General features: G+C 68.1%; 13 protein-coding genes and 1 pseudogene. 9 read left to right on the top strand and 5 right to left on the bottom strand.

Annotated features, from left to right (window positions below):
- The first annotated feature begins 30 nt into the window (after positions 1-30).
- Positions 31-2,343: a methyl-accepting chemotaxis protein gene (locus IEW15_RS17825; RefSeq protein WP_188580384.1), complete on the top strand. Its 2,313-nt coding sequence runs from the start codon at positions 31-33 to the stop codon at positions 2,341-2,343.
- Between the two features lie 52 nt (positions 2,344-2,395).
- Here the strand turns inward: IEW15_RS17825 and IEW15_RS17830 are convergent, their stop codons facing one another.
- Positions 2,396-3,286, bottom strand: a complete 891-nt coding sequence (locus tag IEW15_RS17830) for a hypothetical protein (protein ID WP_188580387.1) — start codon at positions 3,284-3,286, stop codon at positions 2,396-2,398.
- Between the two features lie 154 nt (positions 3,287-3,440).
- Between IEW15_RS17830 and IEW15_RS17835 the strand changes: the two genes are divergently transcribed.
- Positions 3,441-4,967, top strand: coding sequence for a GNAT family N-acetyltransferase (locus IEW15_RS17835; protein WP_188580389.1), 1,527 nt, complete (start codon positions 3,441-3,443; stop codon positions 4,965-4,967).
- A 6-nt stretch (positions 4,968-4,973) separates the two neighbouring features.
- Here IEW15_RS17835 and hutC read toward each other — a convergent pair whose 3' ends face one another.
- Positions 4,974-5,708 carry a histidine utilization repressor gene (gene hutC / locus IEW15_RS17840; RefSeq protein WP_188580390.1) on the bottom strand — a complete coding sequence of 245 codons (735 nt, stop codon included), beginning with the start codon at positions 5,706-5,708 and terminating at the stop codon, positions 4,974-4,976.
- Positions 5,705-6,988 carry an imidazolonepropionase gene (hutI, locus tag IEW15_RS17845; RefSeq protein ID WP_188580392.1) on the bottom strand — a complete coding sequence of 428 codons (1,284 nt, stop codon included), beginning with the start codon at positions 6,986-6,988 and terminating at the stop codon, positions 5,705-5,707. The genes hutC and hutI overlap by 4 nt, the downstream gene beginning before the upstream one ends.
- A 112-nt stretch (positions 6,989-7,100) precedes the next feature.
- On the opposite strand from hutI, the gene IEW15_RS17850 reads away from it, so the two are divergent.
- The 3 genes from IEW15_RS17850 to hutG are packed head-to-tail and all read left to right on the top strand — an operon-like array spanning position 7,101 to position 10,865.
- The gene (locus tag IEW15_RS17850; protein WP_188580395.1) at positions 7,101-8,474 is read left to right on the top strand and encodes a formimidoylglutamate deiminase; all 1,374 of its coding nucleotides are present in this window, start codon (positions 7,101-7,103) and stop codon (positions 8,472-8,474) included.
- The gene (gene hutH, locus IEW15_RS17855; RefSeq protein ID WP_188580397.1) at positions 8,471-10,027 is read left to right on the top strand and encodes a histidine ammonia-lyase; all 1,557 of its coding nucleotides are present in this window, start codon (positions 8,471-8,473) and stop codon (positions 10,025-10,027) included. The genes IEW15_RS17850 and hutH overlap by 4 nt, the downstream gene beginning before the upstream one ends.
- Before the next feature lie 4 nt (positions 10,028-10,031).
- Positions 10,032-10,865: an N-formylglutamate deformylase gene (gene hutG, locus IEW15_RS17860; RefSeq protein WP_188580398.1), complete on the top strand. Its 834-nt coding sequence runs from the start codon at positions 10,032-10,034 to the stop codon at positions 10,863-10,865.
- 26 nt (positions 10,866-10,891) lie between these two features.
- Here the strand turns inward: hutG and IEW15_RS17865 are convergent, their stop codons facing one another.
- Together IEW15_RS17865 and IEW15_RS17870 are read right to left on the bottom strand one after the other, a co-directional pair.
- The gene (locus IEW15_RS17865; RefSeq protein ID WP_229708233.1) at positions 10,892-12,268 is read right to left on the bottom strand and encodes a HAMP domain-containing sensor histidine kinase; all 1,377 of its coding nucleotides are present in this window, start codon (positions 12,266-12,268) and stop codon (positions 10,892-10,894) included.
- A gap of 5 nt (positions 12,269-12,273) precedes the next feature.
- Positions 12,274-12,962, bottom strand: a pseudogene (locus tag IEW15_RS17870) (response regulator transcription factor).
- Between the two features lie 174 nt (positions 12,963-13,136).
- Here IEW15_RS17870 and IEW15_RS17875 point away from each other — a divergent pair.
- The 4 genes from IEW15_RS17875 to IEW15_RS17890 form a co-directional block, all read left to right on the top strand.
- On the top strand, positions 13,137-14,381 hold the full coding sequence (locus tag IEW15_RS17875) for an efflux RND transporter periplasmic adaptor subunit (protein WP_229708236.1): 1,245 nt from the start codon (positions 13,137-13,139) through the stop codon (positions 14,379-14,381).
- 16 nt (positions 14,382-14,397) lie between these two features.
- A complete protein-coding gene (locus tag IEW15_RS17880; RefSeq protein ID WP_188580411.1) occupies positions 14,398-16,362 on the top strand; it encodes a MacB family efflux pump subunit in 1,965 nt (654 codons plus the stop codon).
- 35 nt (positions 16,363-16,397) lie between these two features.
- Positions 16,398-17,807, top strand: a complete 1,410-nt coding sequence (locus IEW15_RS17885; protein ID WP_229708240.1) for an efflux transporter outer membrane subunit — start codon at positions 16,398-16,400, stop codon at positions 17,805-17,807.
- Between the two features lie 175 nt (positions 17,808-17,982).
- Positions 17,983-18,275: calcium-binding protein (locus IEW15_RS17890; protein WP_408999446.1), on the top strand; the 293-nt coding region annotated here is incomplete at its 3' end.

Genomic DNA, 18,275 nt, shown 5'->3' on the forward strand with positions numbered 1-18,275 from the left:
CTCTTCACGCGTTAGCGGAGCATGTCGCCGATGACCATCCGTCGCAAGCTCATGATCGGCTTTGCCGTTCTGCTGGTTCTGGCCGTCGCCGGCTTCGGTGCGGCGGTCGTGGCGCTCGACCGGGCTGGACACGGCCTGGCACTGTACAAGGACGACATCGCCGCCGCGCGCGCGATGGCTGCCGCCGAAGCAGAATTGACGGCCGCCGGTGCTGCCGCCGACCTGCTGGTGGCAACCGGCGATCCGGCACGACTGGACGCCTTCCGCGGCCATGTCCGGGCGGCCGAGGGCCATATCGACAGACTGGGCAGTGCCTCGGACGCGGTATCCACGGCAACTGCCGCCTTTGCGGCCGCGGTCGAGGATCTGGCAACGGTGGAACTGGCCCGCGCGGGGCTGTGGCGCGACCGGATGGAGCCGGCCTTCAAGCAGTCGGAAGCCGGGCTGACCGACATCATCCGCGACAGCTATATCGATCAGGACATTCAATCGGCCTATCAGGCGGCGGTGATCCAGCGCTTCCTGCTGACCGCGCGCGAGGAAGCCGGGCTGTTCATCGCCTCAGGCGATGCCGCCCATGCCGATGCGATGGATGCGGCGCTGGCCGAGACACGGCGCGCGATCCTGTCGCTGGAACTGAAGATGATGCATCCAGGCCGGCTGGAGACGCTGTCGGCGATCGCCGCCGCCCGCAAGACCCTGGCCGATGATGCCAAGACCCTGCGCAGCCTGGGCGAACAGGTGGCGACCCGGCGGGCCGATGCCGTCGATCTGCTAGGCCCGCGTGCGGCCAGCCTGCTGGCGGCAAGCCGCCAGGATCTGACATCGGCTGCCGACAGCCGTGGCGCCACCGAAGCTGCCGCCACCGAAGACACCCGGTTCATGATGATCGCGCTGGCGGTGGTGGCCGCCGTGGCCGCCCTGCTGGCAGGGCTGCTGATCGGCCGCGCCGTGACCCGCCCGATCGGCGGCATGCGCGCGGTTCTGGCCCGCGCCGCCGATGGCGATCTGGTTGCGGAGCGTGCCGATGGCACCACCCATGCCAGCCAGCGCCGGGACGAGATCGGCGCGATGGCGCGGGATCTGGACCATATGCTGGCGCGGCTGCGCGGCGATCTGGGCCGGGTGCGTGGCGTGGGCGCCTCTCTTGCCGTCCGTTCGCGCGATCTGGACCGGATGGGCGGCCGGCTGGGCATGGCCGCCGATGAGACCGATGCCCGCGCCGCCGGCGCGCGTGATGCCGCCGGTCAGGCGATGGGCGTGCTGTCGGGGCTGGGGTCGGTCGCCGAGGAATTGAGCGCCAGCGCCGCCGCCGCATCCGATGCGGTCCAGCGGATCGTGGATGCCAACCGCAATCTCGACGGCCATGCCCGGGCGGTGACCGACGCCATGCAGGCGGCGGTCGCCGAGGGCCGCGCCGTGGGCCAGGTGGTCGCCGATGGCGCCGCCGCCGCCCGGAACGCCACCCGCTCGGTGGGACGGCTGGACGAATCCAGCCGCGGCATCGGATCGGTCAATCAACTCATCCTCGACATCGCCCAGCAGACCCACATGCTGGCGCTGAACGCCCAGATCGAAGCCGCCCGCGCCGGCGAGGCCGGCCGCGGCTTCGCCGTGGTGGCCGCAGAGGTCAAGCGGCTTGCCGCCCAGTCGGCCGACGCCGCCGAGAATATCGGCGCCAAGATCGTCGCCAGCCAATCGGTGGTCGGCGAGGTCGTGGCCGCCATGACCGATCTGGAAACCCGCATCAGCCGTATCGAGGCCGGCATGGAGCGGATTGCCGAAGCCGTGCGCCGCGCCGATGGTGCCGCGGTCGCCATTGCCGGTGCCGTGTCGGATCAGGCCGGCGCCGCCAGCGAGATTGCCGGCAGCAGCGCCGAGGTGGCCCATGCCGCCGGCGAGGTCGCCCAGGCGGTGGCCGATGCACGCAATGCCGGCGATCTGATGACGCGGGAACTGGACGCGTTGCATGCGGCATCCGCCGCCAACCGCGCCGCCGCCCGCACCAGCGCCGAGGCCGCGGCCGAGTTGATCGGCGATGCCGACCAACTGGCCCGGATGGTCGAAGGCTTCCGAATCGACGCGGTCGACGCCGGGACTGCCGAGACCACAGCCGTGCCGGCGACGCGCGACGCGGCTGCCCCGGCCGAGATTGCCGCACCGGCAGCGACCCTCGATCGGCCGGCGATCAGCCGGTCGGCTATCGACCAGGCGGCTATCGACCAGGCGGGCACCATCGCCATGCCCCAGCCGGCGCGCGCGACCATGCCACACCGCCAGCCGGCCAGCGGCAGCGGCCGGCCGCTGCCGCTGAAGGCAGCGGCGATGGCCGATCGCGACTGAGTGACGCGGCGACTGAGTGACGCCCAGGTCCCGATGTGCGCCCCGGCACGGGTCAATGCAGGCGATAGCCCTGCAGCAAAGGCTGTGAGCACAACTGATCGAGGTCTTTTGCCTCCAGCGTCTTCGAGCGGAATTGCGAGGGCACCTCTCGCGGTACCTTGCGCACCACGCCTGGAACCTCCAACCCCTCGAAGACCAGTTGATTGGCGATCACCGCCTGCCAGCGGTTCTTCAGGCACAGCCGCCAGACCACGCCACCCGCCAGCCGCGCGAAGGCCGCCGGATCACTGGTGTGGATCAGCCGGCCGAACGGTTCGAACCAGCGCCGACGCACGGTTTTGAACAAGGCATAGACCGGCGGCCCCATCGGGTCGTCGATCACCACATGCAGGCATCTGATGTCGCGGTGGTCGGCATAGACTTTCAGCGAGGCGGCATCCAGCCGGTCGGGCACCCGCCAGTCGCCGGTGGCGATATCGGGCCGGCGCAGGGTCGCCGGGATCGGATAGAACGCCACCACCCCGGTTTCCAGATCCTTGAACCCGAACCGCGCGCTGATATCGTAAACCGTCTGGGTCGGTGTGTGATTGACGATGGTGCGCTTGCGCATGCCGATCACCGGCAACAGCAGGTTCAGGCTTTCATCGCGGTGGCTGTCGCGGACATACCAGCTGTGGATCTCGCAGAAATCCTCGTGGCGCCCGGCAATCTCGCGGGTGGTGAACAGGGTGCCCAGAAAGCCGATCACCTCGCGCCCCTGGCCAGCCGCACCGCCGTCTTCCATCAGATAGCCGTAATAGCCTTCATCACCACCCCACAGCGGCTGGAACATCCGCCGCCGCGCATCCAGCGGCAGACCGCGGGCGTTCAGAGTCGATCCGCGCAGCAGCTTGTAGACGCCGAACATGTCGCTTTCGACCGCACGTCTGATCTGTACTGCCATCATCACCTCCCGGGGCTGCGGCTTGAACAATCATAATGTGACACGGCTGGTTTCGTGTTTCACTTTTCTTCGTCAACCAGGAAGAGAAATACGCTAGGATTTCCCTCCAGAAAGCTGCCGCAGCGAATGCCCCTTCGGCCTGGAGTTGCACTATATGACCCTGATCGACCTGCCGGTCACAGCCGCCGAACCCCAACCGGACATGGCTCTGCATGACGACCGCATGGATGTGCATCATCACCCGGTCGAGGATCCAGACAGCATCGTGCCATTGCCGCCGGTGCATCATGTCGCGGCCCGGCTGGTGATCGGTGATCTGATCGTCGCCGGCCGCCTGCGGATCGCACCGGCCCGCGCGGATGGCGGCGATCATCCGGTCTGGCATCCGGCCTGGATGTTCGAAGCGGCGCGCGCACCGCTCAGTGGCCCGGTCTTGAGCCGGCTGGCCGATCCGGCGACGGCCATCGGCCTGGTGCCACGGGTCGACGGGTCGGCGATCTGGCGACGGCGTCTCGACCCGCTGCGCATGGTGCTGGTCGATATCGATGGCGAGGCCGGCTTGATCCGGCTTGCGACCAGCGACTGCCAGCCGCTGATCGACCGGCTGCCACGGCTGGCCACGGCGCTACCGGCGATGATCGATGGCCGCAGCCTGAACCGGCGCGCCTTCCCCGCCCATATTACCGCGATCGGCCCCTACGAGACCGTCGCCGATGTCGAAGGCCCCCCGGCCCTGCTGGTGCCTGGCACTTTGTTGACCCTGACCGTCACCCGCCCATGGGCGACGCCGTTCCGGATGACCGCCCGGCTGGTTGCCGCCGGCCCGGTGCCGGCGGACGGTATCGCCGCCGCGACCACACGCATCGTGCTGCGCATGGCCGACCGACAGGCCGTGGACCGGGCGGCGATCCTGGCCACCTGCACGGCGCCCGGTTTCGGCATCCATGGCCTGTGGACCTATGGCCTGCGGCCACGCGGGCTGATGCGGCATCTGCGGGTGGTGCCGGTGGCATCCCGTGCCGATCTGGTCGCAGCCTGGAGTCTGCGCCGCGACGCCAACCGCTTTTTCGGCCGCAGGCCCGAGGCCCGCGAGCCGGCCGACTGGGCCGATCATCTGGACGCATCGTCGATCGTGTTCCTGGCGATCCTGGGCGACAAGCCGATCGCGACCGCACGGCTGGTGCTGAATGATGGCGACCGCAGCCGCAGCGAATTGCAGGCGCAGGTGCCGGTGCCCGATCAGTTCTGGGAGGGCGGTTTCGTCGAGATTTCCCGGCTGGTCGTCCATCCGGACTTCCGCGGCAACCGCATCCGCTATGACCTGTTCCGCGAGGTGGAGCGCCTGTCGCTGTCGCTGGGCGCCCGCTACATGCTGTTTGACGCCATTCCCAAACTGGCACCGCTCTACGAGGCGGTGGGTGGGCGCCGCCTGCCGCTGACCAAGAAACATCCCGACAGCGACGAAACCGTCCAGGTGATGTATGTCGACATGCGCCGCATTCTGGGCCGGCTCAACCGCTTTTCGGCCGTCTGGCTGGCGGGTTTCGGCAGCACGCTGGGCCGGCATCTGGCGATCGAGGGCCGGGGGCCGACCGATGCGATTCTGGGTCCGCGCCGCCGCACCGTCGCGGCGGCGGTGATCAGGGGCATGGGCCGGCTGCTGGCACGGCTGGCCGGCTGACGCCGGTCAGAACCCGGCCGCAAGCGGCATCGATCCGGGGCCGGCGCGGAACCGCGTGCCCAGACGATAGCGGCTGGCCGGATGGGTCATCACCGCCAGCGTCACCACACGGGCCTGCACCCAGGTGCGGCGGGTCAGCCGCAGGCATGGATCGCCCGCGGCAATACCCAGCAGGCGCGCGACCACACGGGACGACAGCGTCGCCTCGATGACATGTTCGACATCGGGCCCCGCATGCAGCGCCTGCAGATAGGCGGTGGGCGTGGTGCTGGTGAAATCCTGCCGCAGATAATCCGGCGCCATCGCCGGATTGACCCAGCGTTCCTCGTGCTGGATCGGCACGTCGTTTTCAGTGTGCAGCACCACCGAATGCCACAGCCTGGCGCCTTCGGGCAGGTTCATCTGCCGCGCCAGCATCGCATCGGCCCGTACCTCGTCCAGCGCATGAACCGCCGCCGCGTGGCGATTTCCCCGTTCGGCGATGTCGTCGGCGATCGATCGCAATTCCACCACCGAGACACCCGGCCGGCGGCCGGCAACGAAGGTTCCCACCCCCTGCACGCGGGTCAGCAGCCCGTCATCGGTGAGTTCCCGCAAGGCCCGGTGCACGGTCATCCGGCTGACGCCGAATTCCTCCAGCAGCCGGTGTTCGGACGGCAGTTGGAAACCCTCGCCCCATTCCCCGGCCAGGATGCGGGCGCGAATCGCCTCCTTGATCCGGCGATAGAGTGCCTGGGTCATGCGGCATCGCCTCCGCCAGCCGATACCGGAAAGCCATGGCGGGGATCACGCGGCACGCCTGCCCGCACCACCCCGATGCACGGGTTGAAGCCGGCCATATACGACAGGGCGGCCGGCGCCTCGATCCGCCACAACGCCAGATCGGCCCGCATGCCCTCGCGGATCTGGCCCCGATCGGCCAGCCCCAGCGCCCGGGCCGCAACCCGTGTCACGCCGGCCAGCGCCTCTTCAGGCGTCAGGCGGAACAGGGTGCAGGCCATGTTCAGCATCAGCAGCAACGACGTCACCGGCGAGGTGCCGGGATTGCAGTCGGTGGAAATCGCGATCGGCACCCCGGCGGCGCGCAGGGCCGCGATCGGCGGCAATTGCGTCTCCCGCAGCATATAGAACGCGCCCGGCAGCAGCACCGCCACCGTTCCGGCCGCGGCCATCGCGGCGATGCCGTCGTCGTCGACATATTCCAGATGATCGGCCGAGAGGGCGCCGAAGCCGGCGGCCAGCATCGCGCCCTTCTGGTCGCTCAACTGTTCGGCATGCAGCTTCACCGGCAGGCCGTGGCGGCGGGCGGCTTCGAACACCCGCCGGGTCTGACCGGCGGTGAAGCCGATCCGCTCGCAGAACGCATCCACCGCATCGGCGAGCCCCGCCGCCACCGCCGCCGGGATCATCTCGTCACAGACCAGATCGACATAGGCCTCGGCATCATCGGCGAATTCAGGCGGCAGCGCATGCGCGCCCAGCAGAGTTGTGCGCACATCCACCGGCCGCATCCGCCCCAGTCGGCGCGCGGTGCGCAGCATCCTCAATTCGGTGTCGGTTTCAAGGCCATAGCCCGATTTGACTTCAATCGTGGTCACGCCCTCGGCCAGCAGCGCATCCAGACGGGGCAAGGCCATCGCCGCCAGTCGATCCTCGTCCGCACCACGCGTGGCAGTGACGGTCGACAGGATGCCGCCGCCGGCACGGGCGATGTCTTCATAGGAGGCACCGTTCAGCCGTGCCTCGAATTCCAACGCCCGGCTGCCGCCATAGACCAGATGGGTGTGGCAATCGATCAGCCCGGGCGTCATCCAGGCGCCCCGACCATCGATCACCTCCGCCGCCAGCCGTGCCGGCAGGTCGGGCAGATCGTGCATGGCGCCGACCCAGGCGATCCGGTCGCCCAGGACCGCCACGGCGGCATCACCGATCGCGCCATAGGCGCCCCCCGCCGCATCGTCGACCATGGTGGCCGCATGGATGTTGACCCAGATGCGGTCCCAGCGCGGGCTGTCGGTCATGGTGCCTCTCCGTGGTGCAGACATATCGGAACGAGCCGGTTTGTGGGAACAATCTTGCCAGCCTTGTCTAAGATTGTATAGGCTTGTCTATGGCAAACTCGGAGCGAGGCCGATGCGCAGATTGTTCCTGAAACACGCCTTGCTGCCCGATGGCTGGGCGCATGACGTTTCCCTCACCATCGATGGCCGTGGCCGGATCGCCGCCATCGGCACCGGCGATGCCGCGGCTGCGGCCGGCGCTGATCTGGTGCTGACCGGCCATGCCGTGCCGGGCATGCCTGACCTGCATGGCCATGCCCATCAACGCGCCATCGCCGGCTTCGGCGAACGCGCCGGCCGCGATGGAGGCGACAGTTTCTGGAGCTGGCGCAGCGCCATGTATGCGGCGCTGGATCGTATGACGCCCGATGATTTCCAGGCGGTGGCCAGCCAGCTTTATGTCGAGATGCTGAAGGCCGGGTTCACCGCGATCGGCGAGTTCCATTACCTGCATCACGACATCGACGGCCGGCCCTATGCCGATCCGGCGGAGATGAGCCTGCGGGCGATCGCCGCCGCCCGTGAGACCGGCATCGCCCTGGCCATGCTGCCGGTGCTGTATGCGGCCGGTGGCTTTGCCGGCAAGCCCCCCGGTCATGGTCAGCGTCGCTTCATTCTCGACAGCGACCGGTTCCTGGCACTGGTGTCGCGGCTCGACGCCCTTGCATCAGGCGATGACGATCTGGTCGTCGGCATCGCGCCGCATTCGCTGCGCGCGGTGCCGGCCGATCTGCTGGCGCGGGTGCTGGCGACACGACCGCAGGGCCCGGTTCATATCCATATCGCCGAACAGCCACAGGAGGTGGCGGATTGTCTGGCCGCGACCGGCCGACGGCCGGTCGATGTCCTGTTCGATCAGGCGGGTGTCGATGAGCGCTGGTGCCTGGTTCACGCCACCCATATCACCGATGCCGAACGTGGCCGGATCGTGGCCAGCGGCGCCGTTGCCGGGCTGTGCCCGACCACCGAGGCCAATCTGGGCGACGGCCTGTTCCCGGCCGAAGCCTTCATGGCCGAGGGCGGCCGGATCGGCATCGGATCGGACAGCCACATCTCGGTCAGCCCGGTTGAAGAACTCCGGCTGCTGGAATATGGCCAGCGCCTGATCAGCGGTCGGCGCACCGTTCTGGCCGGCGGCCCCGGCCGCGCCACCGGACAGCACCTGCATACGGCCGCAGCCCGGGGCGGCGCGCAGGCGCTGGGGCTGGATGCGGGCGCCATCGCCATCGGCCTGCGCGCCGATATCGTGGTGCTCGACGCCGATGATCCGCTGATGGTCGCCCGCCGTGGCGACGGCATTCTCGATGGCTGGATCTTCGCCGGCAACCGGCCGCTGGTCCGCGACGTCCTGGTTGGCGGCCGGCAGGTTGTCGCCAATGGTCGTCATGCCCACGAAGACCTCATCGCCCGCCGCTTTCGGGCCACGCTGGAAAGGCTGCACGCATGACCGCCACTGCCGATGCCGACCGCCTGATGCTCGCCCCCGGCCGGATGACGCTCGACGACCTGCGCCGGATCTGGTCCGGGCGCCCGGCGCTGACGCTGGATGATGGCGCCATTGGCCGCATGACGGCCTCGGCCGACATCGTCGCCGCCATCGCCGCCGGCGACGAGGCCGTCTATGGCATCAACACCGGCTTCGGCAAGCTGGCACAGAAGCGGATCGCGGCCGGCGACCTTGCCCGGCTGCAACGCAACCTGATCCTGTCGCATGCGACCGGGGTGGGCGTGCCATTGTCGGCACCGGTCGTGCGGCTGATCCTGGCGATCAAGGCCGCGAGCCTCGCGGTCGGCGCATCCGGCATCCGCCCGGCGCTGGTCGAGGCGCTGTTGCGGCTGCATGCGGCCGACGTGCTGCCGGTGATCCCGTCCAAGGGCTCTGTCGGCGCCTCGGGCGATCTGGCGCCGCTGGCGCATCTCTGCGGCGTGCTGCTGGGCATCGGCGAGGTGACGGTCGACGGCGCCCGCATGGACGCCACAGCCGGTCTGGCTCATGCCGGCCTTGAACCCATCGAGCTTGGCGCCAAGGAAGGTCTGGCGCTGATCAATGGCACCCAGGTCTCCACCGCCCTCGCCCTCGACGGGCTGTTCCAGATCGAACGCTGCTACCGCTCGGCGCTGGTCTCGGGCGCGATCGCGGTCGAGGCGGTGATGGGCAGCCACAAGCCCTTCGACCCGCGCATTCACGCCCTGCGTGGCCAGACCGGCCAGATCGATGCCGCCGGCGCCTATCGCGCCCTGCTGGCCGACAGTCCGTTGAACGCCGCCCATCAGGGCCCCGACTGCCATCGGGTGCAGGATCCCTATTCGCTGCGCTGCCAGCCGCAGGTGATGGGGGCGGTGCTCGATCAGATGCGCATGGCCGCGCGCACCCTGACCATCGAGGCGAACGGCGTCACCGACAACCCGCTGGTGATGACCGACACGGGCGAGGTGATCTCGGGCGGCAATTTCCACGCCGAGCCGGTGGCGATGGCCGCCGACCAGCTTGCCATCGCCGCTTCAGAAATCGGCGCCCTGGCCGAGCGCCGGATCGCGATGCTGATCGATGCCTCGATCAGCGGCCTGCCCGCCTTCCTGGTTGCCGATGCCGGCTTGAACTCAGGCTTCATGATCGCCCATGTCACAGCGGCGGCACTGGCATCGGAGAATAAGTCCCTCGCCCATCCGGCCAGCGTCGACAGCCTGCCGACATCGGCCAATCAGGAAGACCATGTCAGCATGGCGACCTTTGCCGCCCGACGGCTGGGCGACATCGCCGACAATGTCGCCGACGTCGTCGGGATCGAATTGCTGGCGGCGGCACAGGGGCTGGAATTCCACCGTCCCTTGCGCGCGGCGGCGGCGGTCGAGGCAGCCATGACCCGCATCCGCGCCGAGGTGCCGCGCTATGACACCGACCGCTATTTCGCGCCCGATCTTGCCGCCGCCGGCCGTATGGTCCGGGATGGCCGGTTCTGCGATCTGACCAGCCTCACCCTCGATGCCAGCGGAGCCTGACCCGATGACCTCCACACCAACCGACCCTGCCCCTGCCACGGCCTCGGACCCGGTGTTCACGCTCCATCGCGGCGGGTCGCCGCTGGTGATCAGCATGCCCCATTGCGGCACGGACCTGCTGCCGGGCATGGCCGCACGGCTGACCGACGCGGCACGCGCCCTGCCCGACACCGACTGGCATATCCCGTTGCTCTACGATTTCGCGCAGCGTTTCGACGCCACGATCATTGCCGCCCGACTGTCGCGCTATGTGATCGACCTCAACCGGCCGTCCTCGGGCGAAAGCCTGTATCCGGGGCAGGCGACCACCGGGCTCTGCCCGACGACGCTGTTCGATGGCGGCCCGCTCTATCATGCGGGCGACGAACCGGATGATGCCGAAATCGCCGGTCGCGTCGCCACCTGCTGGCAGCCCTATCATGACGCCCTCTCAGCCGAACTGGCACGGGTGCGCGAAACCCATGGTCACGCCCTGCTCTGGGACGCGCATTCGATCCGCGGCACCGTGCCCCGGCTGTTCGATGGGCGGCTGCCCGACCTCAATCTCGGCACCGCCCGCGGCACCAGCGTGGATCCGGCGCGACGCGCACGGGTCGCCGCGGCTCTCGACGCCGCGGCCGGTGCCGCGGGCTTCACCGCCGTCACCGACGGCCGTTTCGTCGGCGGCCATATCACCCGCCATTACGGCCGCCCGGCCGAGGGCGTCGAGGCCGTGCAGATGGAACTGGTCCAGGCCACCTATATGGATGAAGACGGCCCGCCCTTCAGCTTCCGCCCCGACCGCGCCGCCCGCATCCGGCCGGTGCTCGATGCGGTGATGGCGGCGTTTCAGGACTGACGAACCGGCGGGTCATCGCCGGCGCCTCAAGCCTCCATCGTCCAGGGCAGGATCACCACCACCGCCAACCCGCCCTCCGGCCGGTTGCGGGCGGTGATGCTGCCGCCATGGGCCTCGATCGTCCGCCGGGCGATGGCAAGTCCCAGGCCATAGCCCTGCCCCGACAGGCCGGCCCCGGCAGCAGCCGTGCCGTCGACACCGCGCACGAACGGATCGAACATGGTGGCCAGCAGTTCCGGCGCCACGCCGGGGCCGCTGTCGGCCACGGTCAGAACATGGCAGCGGCTGGCGTCATCGACCCCCACGGTCACCAGCACGGTGCCACCTGGCGGCGAGAAACGCAGGGCGTTGCGGATGACGTTCTCGATCGCCCGGCGCAGCAGTTCGGCGCTGCCCTTCACGATCATGCCGGTGGCCGACAGCGTGGCGGCAGGCGTGATCCGGCTTTCCACGGTCACGGCCAGCGGCCCGGCTTCGAAGCGCGCATCACCGGTGACCGATGCGACCAGGCCATGCAGGTCGACATAATCCTCATGGCGCGGCATGTCGCTTTCCACCCGTGACAGAGTGAGCAACTCGCCGACCATGGCATTCAACCGGGCGGTTTCCAGATCCAGCCGGGCCAGCGTGCTGTCGATCCTTGCCGGGGATTGCCGCACCAGCCCCACCGCCATCTGAAGCCGGGCCAGTGGTGATCGCAGCTCATGCGACACGTCGTGCAGCAGCCGGTCGCGTGCCGACACGGTCTGTTGAAGACGCGCCGCCATGACATCGAAATCGCGGGCCAGATCGGCCAGTTCATCACGTCGGCGCCCCATGGATGCGCCCAGCCGCACACTCAGTTCGCCCCGCGCCAGCCGCTCGAACCCGTCGCGCAGGCGCAGGATCGGCCGGGTCAGATACCAGGCCAGCACCGCGCTGAACAACAGCCCGCCGGCAGCCCCCATCAGCATGACATCGGGCGGGATATGCAGAGGGCCGCGATCCGGCGGACGCGGTATGAAGTCGATCATCCGACGCGAGAGGCGCCAGATCGCGCCATCAGCCGCCACGACATCAAGCGTGGCCACGTCACGCCCGACCTGCATCGAGGTTCGCGGCATAGTGCCCGGCGCGGGCGATGTCACGGTCAGCGCGGCCCGTGTCGCAGCAGGCTGGGTGGCCAGCCAGTCGTCGAAGGCAGGCAGACCGCCCTGGCGCAGCATCATCGCCGCCGTCGCGAACTCACCGGGAATGATCCGCGTGGTATAAAGATCCCGCACCGGGCGCGGCGGCTCGCCATAGAGCATCACCAGAAGCCACAACGCCTCGACCATCAGAAAGAAGGTGATGGCGAAGCCCGACAGGATCTTCCAGAACAGACGCCCGCGCATTGCCGACAATCCCGCCGTAACCCTGTTCATGGCGGTCAATCCTGCCGCACGCGATAGCCGATGCCGCGCACGGTTTCGAACAGGGTGTCGTCGGCGCCATAATCCTGAAGCTTGCGGCGCAGATGGCTCATATGCACATCCAGGCTGCGGTCATAGGGTTCGTGCGGCCATCCAGAACCTCGCGCGACAATTCATCCTTCGATATCACCCGGGTGCCGGCGCGCAACAGCCGCTCCAGCAGGTTGAACTCGGTCACCGTCAGTTCGGCATCCTGGCCGTCGATGGTCACCCGGCGGTCATCGGGCTCCAGCCGGATGCCGGCCAGGACCAGCACCGACGGGCTGATCATCGACGCGGCATCCGTGCGCCTGAGCACCGCGCGGAGTCGGGCCACCAGTTCCCGCGGATAACAGGGCTTGGCCACATAGTCGTCGGCCCCCAGTTCCAGCCCGACCACCCGGTCGACATTGTCGCCGCGCGCGGTCAGCATGATCACCGGCACCCGGCTGGCATGGGGGATCCGGCGCAGCACGTCGAGCCCACCGATCCGTGGCAGCATGATATCCAGGATCACCGCCGCGAAGCTGCCGCCCAGCGCCGCGGCCACCCCCGCCTCGCCGGTCAGCATCACGGTGGTCTCGAACCCCTCGGCGGCGAGGTATTCAGTCAGCATCGCGCCAAGCTCGGCATCGTCATCGATCATCAGGATAGGCACGGCCGGCATCTGGTCCTCGCATCAGGCATCTCGGAGGCCACGATATACACGGGCAGCCGGCCGCGTCACCGCGCACGCGTCGGGTTTACGCAGGTTTTACGTATCAGATGCACAGCCATTACCCCACACCTCCCGGAGTATGGGTATGCTGTGCCGCCGATCAATGAAGCGAGCGCGTTCAACGTGTCGACATCCTCCCCTGGTTCCAGACCGGTTTCACGGCGCCTGCGCGCCTTCCGTCTTCCGGTCATCCTGCTTCTTCTTGCCGCCGCCGGCTATGGCGCCTGGGTCTATGCATTCCCCGAGGCGCCCCCCGCCCCGCCGCCGACGGTGCAGGTCCGGGTCGCCGATCTTGAAGACACCGTTCTGGCCAATGGCACGCTGGAAGCCGCCAATCTGGTCAGCGTCGGCGCCCAGGCCTCCGGCCAGATCAAGACGCTGGCCGTGGATGTCGGCGATGAGGTCACCGAAGGCCAGTTGATCGCCGAGATCGACTCACTGACCCAGCAGAACGCCCTGCGCAATGCCGAAGCTGCCCTTGCCAATGTCCGTGCCCAGCATGTCGCCAAGCGCGCCTCGCTGAAACAGGCGGAACTGGCGCTGAAACGCGAACGCGCCCTGATGGCCGGCAATGCCGGCGCCCGCGCCGATCTTGAGGTTGCCGAGGCCACCGTCGCCACCACCCGCGCCGAGCTCGCGGCATTGGAAGCCCAGATCGCCCAGGCCGAAATCACCGCCGACACCGCCAAGGTCGATCTGGGCTATACCCGGATCACCGCGCCGATCAGCGGCACCGTCGTGGCGGTGATTGTGAAGGAGGGCCAGACCGTCAATGCCAATCAGACCACGCCGACCATCGTGAAACTGGCGCAGCTCGACACCATGACCGTCACCGCCGAGGTGTCGGAGGCCGATGTCGTGCGGGTCAAGCCGGGCCAGCCGGTCTATTTCACCATTCTGGGTGAGCCGGACAACCGCTATGAGGCGGAACTGCGCACGGTCTATCCCGCCCCTCCATCGATCGAGACCGAGACCAGCAGCAGTTCATCCTCCAGCAGCAGTTCGTCATCATCCAGCAGCAGCACCGCGATCTATTACGACGCCCTGTTCGATGTGCCCAACCCCGACCACAAGCTGCGCATCTCGATGACCGCCCAGGTCTCGATCGTGATCAGCCGGGCGCCGGCTTCGCTGGTCATCCCGTCATCGGCGCTGGGCACTCCAGCCGCGGATGGCAGCTATAACGTCCAGGTGGTCGACAGCGATGGCGGCATCGCGCTGCGCCGGGTGACGATCGGCATCGACAACAACGTTCAGGCCCAGGTGCTGACCGGATTGGAGGCCGGCGAGCGGATCGTTGCCGCCAACACCGCGACCCTGGGCACCAATATGCAGATGCGCCAGCGGCGCGGACCGATGGGGTTCTGAGCCCGTGACCAATCTCATGCCCCAGGGCGGACTCGGCACCGCGACGGGTCCGCAACCCCTGCTCTCCATCCGGGGCCTGCGTCGGGAATTCCCGGCCGGCGACCGCATGGTCGCCGTGCTTCAGGATATCGACCTGACCATCCAGGCCGGCGAGATGGTGGCGATCATCGGCGCCTCGGGGTCGGGCAAATCGACCCTGATGAACATTCTGGGCTGCCTGGACCGACCCAGCGCCGGCGCCTACCGCATCGCCGGTCGCGACACCCGCGAGCTTGAGGCCGACGATCTGGCCGAACTGCGCCGCGAGCATTTCGGCTTCATCTTCCAGCGCTATCACCTGCTGTCGACCCTGACCGCGCTCGACAATGTCGAAATCCCGGCGGTCTATGCCGGCCGCGACCGCCGGTCGCGCCGCGAACGGGCGGCAGATCTGTTGACCCGGCTGGGGCTGGCCGATCGCATGAACCACAGACCCGGCCAGTTGTCGGGCGGCCAGCAGCAGCGGGTCAGTGTCGCCCGCGCGCTGATGAATGGCGGCCGCGTGATCCTGGCCGACGAACCCACCGGCGCGCTCGACAGCCGCAGCGGCGAAGAGATGCTGAACCTGCTGGGCGAGTTGCACCAGCAGGGCCACACCATCATCATCGTCACCCACGACCCCAAGGTCGCCGCGGTGGCCGACCGGGTGATCGAGATCAGCGACGGCCGGATCATCGCCGACACCCGCAAGCCCGACCTTCCCCCGGCAACCGCGCGGCCGCTGCCGGCGGCGCAGCCGAAGGGGCTGGGGCTGGGGCGCCATGTCGAAGCCTTCCGCATGGCGGTCAGGGCGATGATCGCGCACAAGCTGCGCACCTTCCTGACCATGCTGGGCATCATCATCGGCATTGCCTCGGTGGTGTCGGTGGTGGCGCTGGGCGCCGGATCGCAGCAGCAGATTCTGGAAAGCATCTCGTCGATCGGCACCAACACCATCGACGTCATGCCGGGGGAGAGCTTCGGCGACACCCGTGCCGGCCGTGTGCGGACATTGGTGCCATCCGATGCCGAGGCCCTGGCCGGCCAGCCCTATGTCGACAGCGTGACGCCGCAGGTGTCGAGCAGCGCCACGCTGCGCTATCGCAATATCTCGATCACCGCCCAGGTGGTGGGTGTGGGCCCGCAATTCTTCCGGGTGCGCGGCCACACCATGGCTGCCGGTCAGCCCTTCGACGATGCCAGCATCGAACGCCGCAGCCAGGAGGTGGTGATCGACAGCAACACCCGCGATCAGTTGTTCCCCCATGGCGGCGATCCCGTCGGGCAGGTGATCTTTCTGGGCGACGTGCCGGCGCGGATCATCGGGGTCACCGAGCCGCAGGAAAATTCCTTCGGCGGCTCGGACTCGCTGAACGTCTGGATCCCCTATACGACGGCGATGAGCCGGGTGCTGGGACAGTCTTATCTGCAACGCATCACCGTGCGCGTGGCCGACGACTATGCGACCGATGTGGCCGAGCGCAACATCCAGGCTCTGCTGACCCGTCGCCACGGGGTCCGGGACTTTTTTATGATGAACACCGACACGATCCGCCAGACCATCGAGAGCACCACACAGACCATGACCCTGCTGGTCTCGATGATCGCGCTGATTTCACTGATCGTGGGCGGTATCGGGGTGATGAACATCATGCTGGTCTCGGTGACCGAACGCACCCGCGAGATCGGCGTGCGCATGGCCGTGGGCGCGCGCCAGGGCGACATCCTGCTGCAATTCCTGATCGAGGCCGTGCTGGTCTGCCTGCTGGGCGGCGCGCTCGGCGTCGGCCTTGCCTATGGCATCGGGGCCATTCTGGCCGGCAGCGGTGTCGCCATGGTCTATTCCACAGCCTCGATCGTCGCCGCCTTCGCCTGCTCCACGCTGATCGGCGTCGCCTTCGGCTTCCTGCCTGCCCGCAGCGCCGCACGCCTCGACCCGGTCGACGCGCTGGCGCGGGAATGACCATGGACAGGACCATCACGACCATGGACGGAAACATGACCACGCGGCACTTCCGGTCGTTTCTTGCGGTGCTGCTCGCCACCACGCTTGCCGGCTGCGGCGGGCTGATCGACACCGATTATGCCCGCCCCGCCGTCACCGTGCCGACGCACTGGGCGCAGGGCCAACCGGCCACCGGCGCCGCCCCCACGATCGATGCTGCCGCGGTCAGCGCAGATGGCTGGTGGCGGGTCTTCGATGATCCGGCGCTGGATGCCCTGGTCACTCAGGCATTGGCCCGCAACAACGACCTGGCCGCCGCGGCAATCCGCGTGCGCCGGGCACAGTTGCAGGCGGGTCTGGCCGAGGATGATCTTCTGCCGCAGTTCGGCTCCAGCAGCTCGGTCGCCCGCGATCGGCGGTTCGGCTCCGACACCAGTGCGACCAGCTATTCAACCGACCTCACCGTTTCCTATGAACTCGACCTCTGGGGCCGCCTGGGCCGCACCTTCGACGCAGCACGGTTCGAGGCGCTTGCAACCGAACAGGACCGCGAGGCCACCGCCCTCACCCTCACCGGCACCACCGCCGATCTCTACTGGACCCATGTCTATCTGACCCAGCGTCTGGCGCTGGCCGATGCCAGCCTCGCCTATGCCCGACGCATTGCCGACATCGTCGACGTGCGCTATCGCGCCGGTGCCGTGTCGGAACTGGATGTCTATGAGGCCCGTCAGACCATCGAGAGCCAGGAAGCCGCAAGGCTGCTGATCATCCAGCAGCAGGTCGAGACCGACAACGCCCTGTCGATCCTGTTCGACGGCCCGCCGGCGCCGGTCGATCTGGCCCGCGACCGACTGCCAGACGGCGCCCTGCCCGCGATTCCGGCCGGGCTGCCGGCCGCGGTGCTGGCCCGCCGGCCCGATATCAAGGCCGCCGAACTGCGGCTGCGCAGCAACCTTGCCGATATCGACGCCACCCGCGCCAGCTATCTGCCGACCCTGTCGCTGACCGGCAGTGTCGGCGGCAGCAGCGTCGCGTTGCGCGACCTGCTGGCCAATCCGGTGGCCAGTCTGGGCCTGGACCTCGCTCTACCGTTCCTGAACTGGAACGAACGCGATCTCAACATCCGGGTCTCCGAGGCTGTGTTCGAGGAATCGGTCACCAATTTCCGCCAGACCCTGTATGCGGCCTTCGCCGACACCGAAAATGCACTCTCGGCACGCGAACAGCGTGCCGCGCGCGCCGTCCGCCTGCAGGCGGCTCTCGAAGCCGCACGTGCGGCGGAAGCGATCTATGAAACCCGCTATCGCACCGGTGCCGTGACGCTTCAAGTCTGGCTGGATGCCCAGGAAACCCGCCGCACGGCCGAACTCAACCTGCTTGAGAACCGGCTTGAGGAACTGCGTGCGATGATCACGCTCTATCAGGCGCTGGGCGGGTCGGCCGCACCGGTCGCACCATAACCTCAGATAGTTCTTCAAACGGACACAAACCAAGGTTACCATATGGCTATCTGGCACCACCATCATGCCGGATGAGCGTCAGATCGCTCTGTGCCCGCAATTCTTCCGCACCCCGGGGCCATGACGAACACGTCTCGTTTCTTGATGGCAACATCATCTGTCGAGGCATATCTCCATGGCAAATATAACGGGCGGCACCGGCGCCGACCGCATCATCGGCACGTCCGCAAACGACGTGCTCCAGGGTCGGGCCGGGGACGACATCCTGATCGGCCTCGCCGGCAACGACGTTCTCCATGGCGGCACAGGCAACGACACCATGGATGGCGGCCTGGGCAACGATATCTTTGAAGTCGTCGGCGTCTTCGATGCCGACCGCTTTATTGGCGGCGCCGGCACCGACACGATCAGGCTCTCCGGCAATGCCTCGACCCGCAGCCTGACCATCAAGGCCGCCGACAGCGTCGA

The sequence above is a fragment of the Tistrella bauzanensis genome (assembly GCF_014636235.1).
Classification (GTDB): domain Bacteria; phylum Pseudomonadota; class Alphaproteobacteria; order Tistrellales; family Tistrellaceae; genus Tistrella; species Tistrella bauzanensis.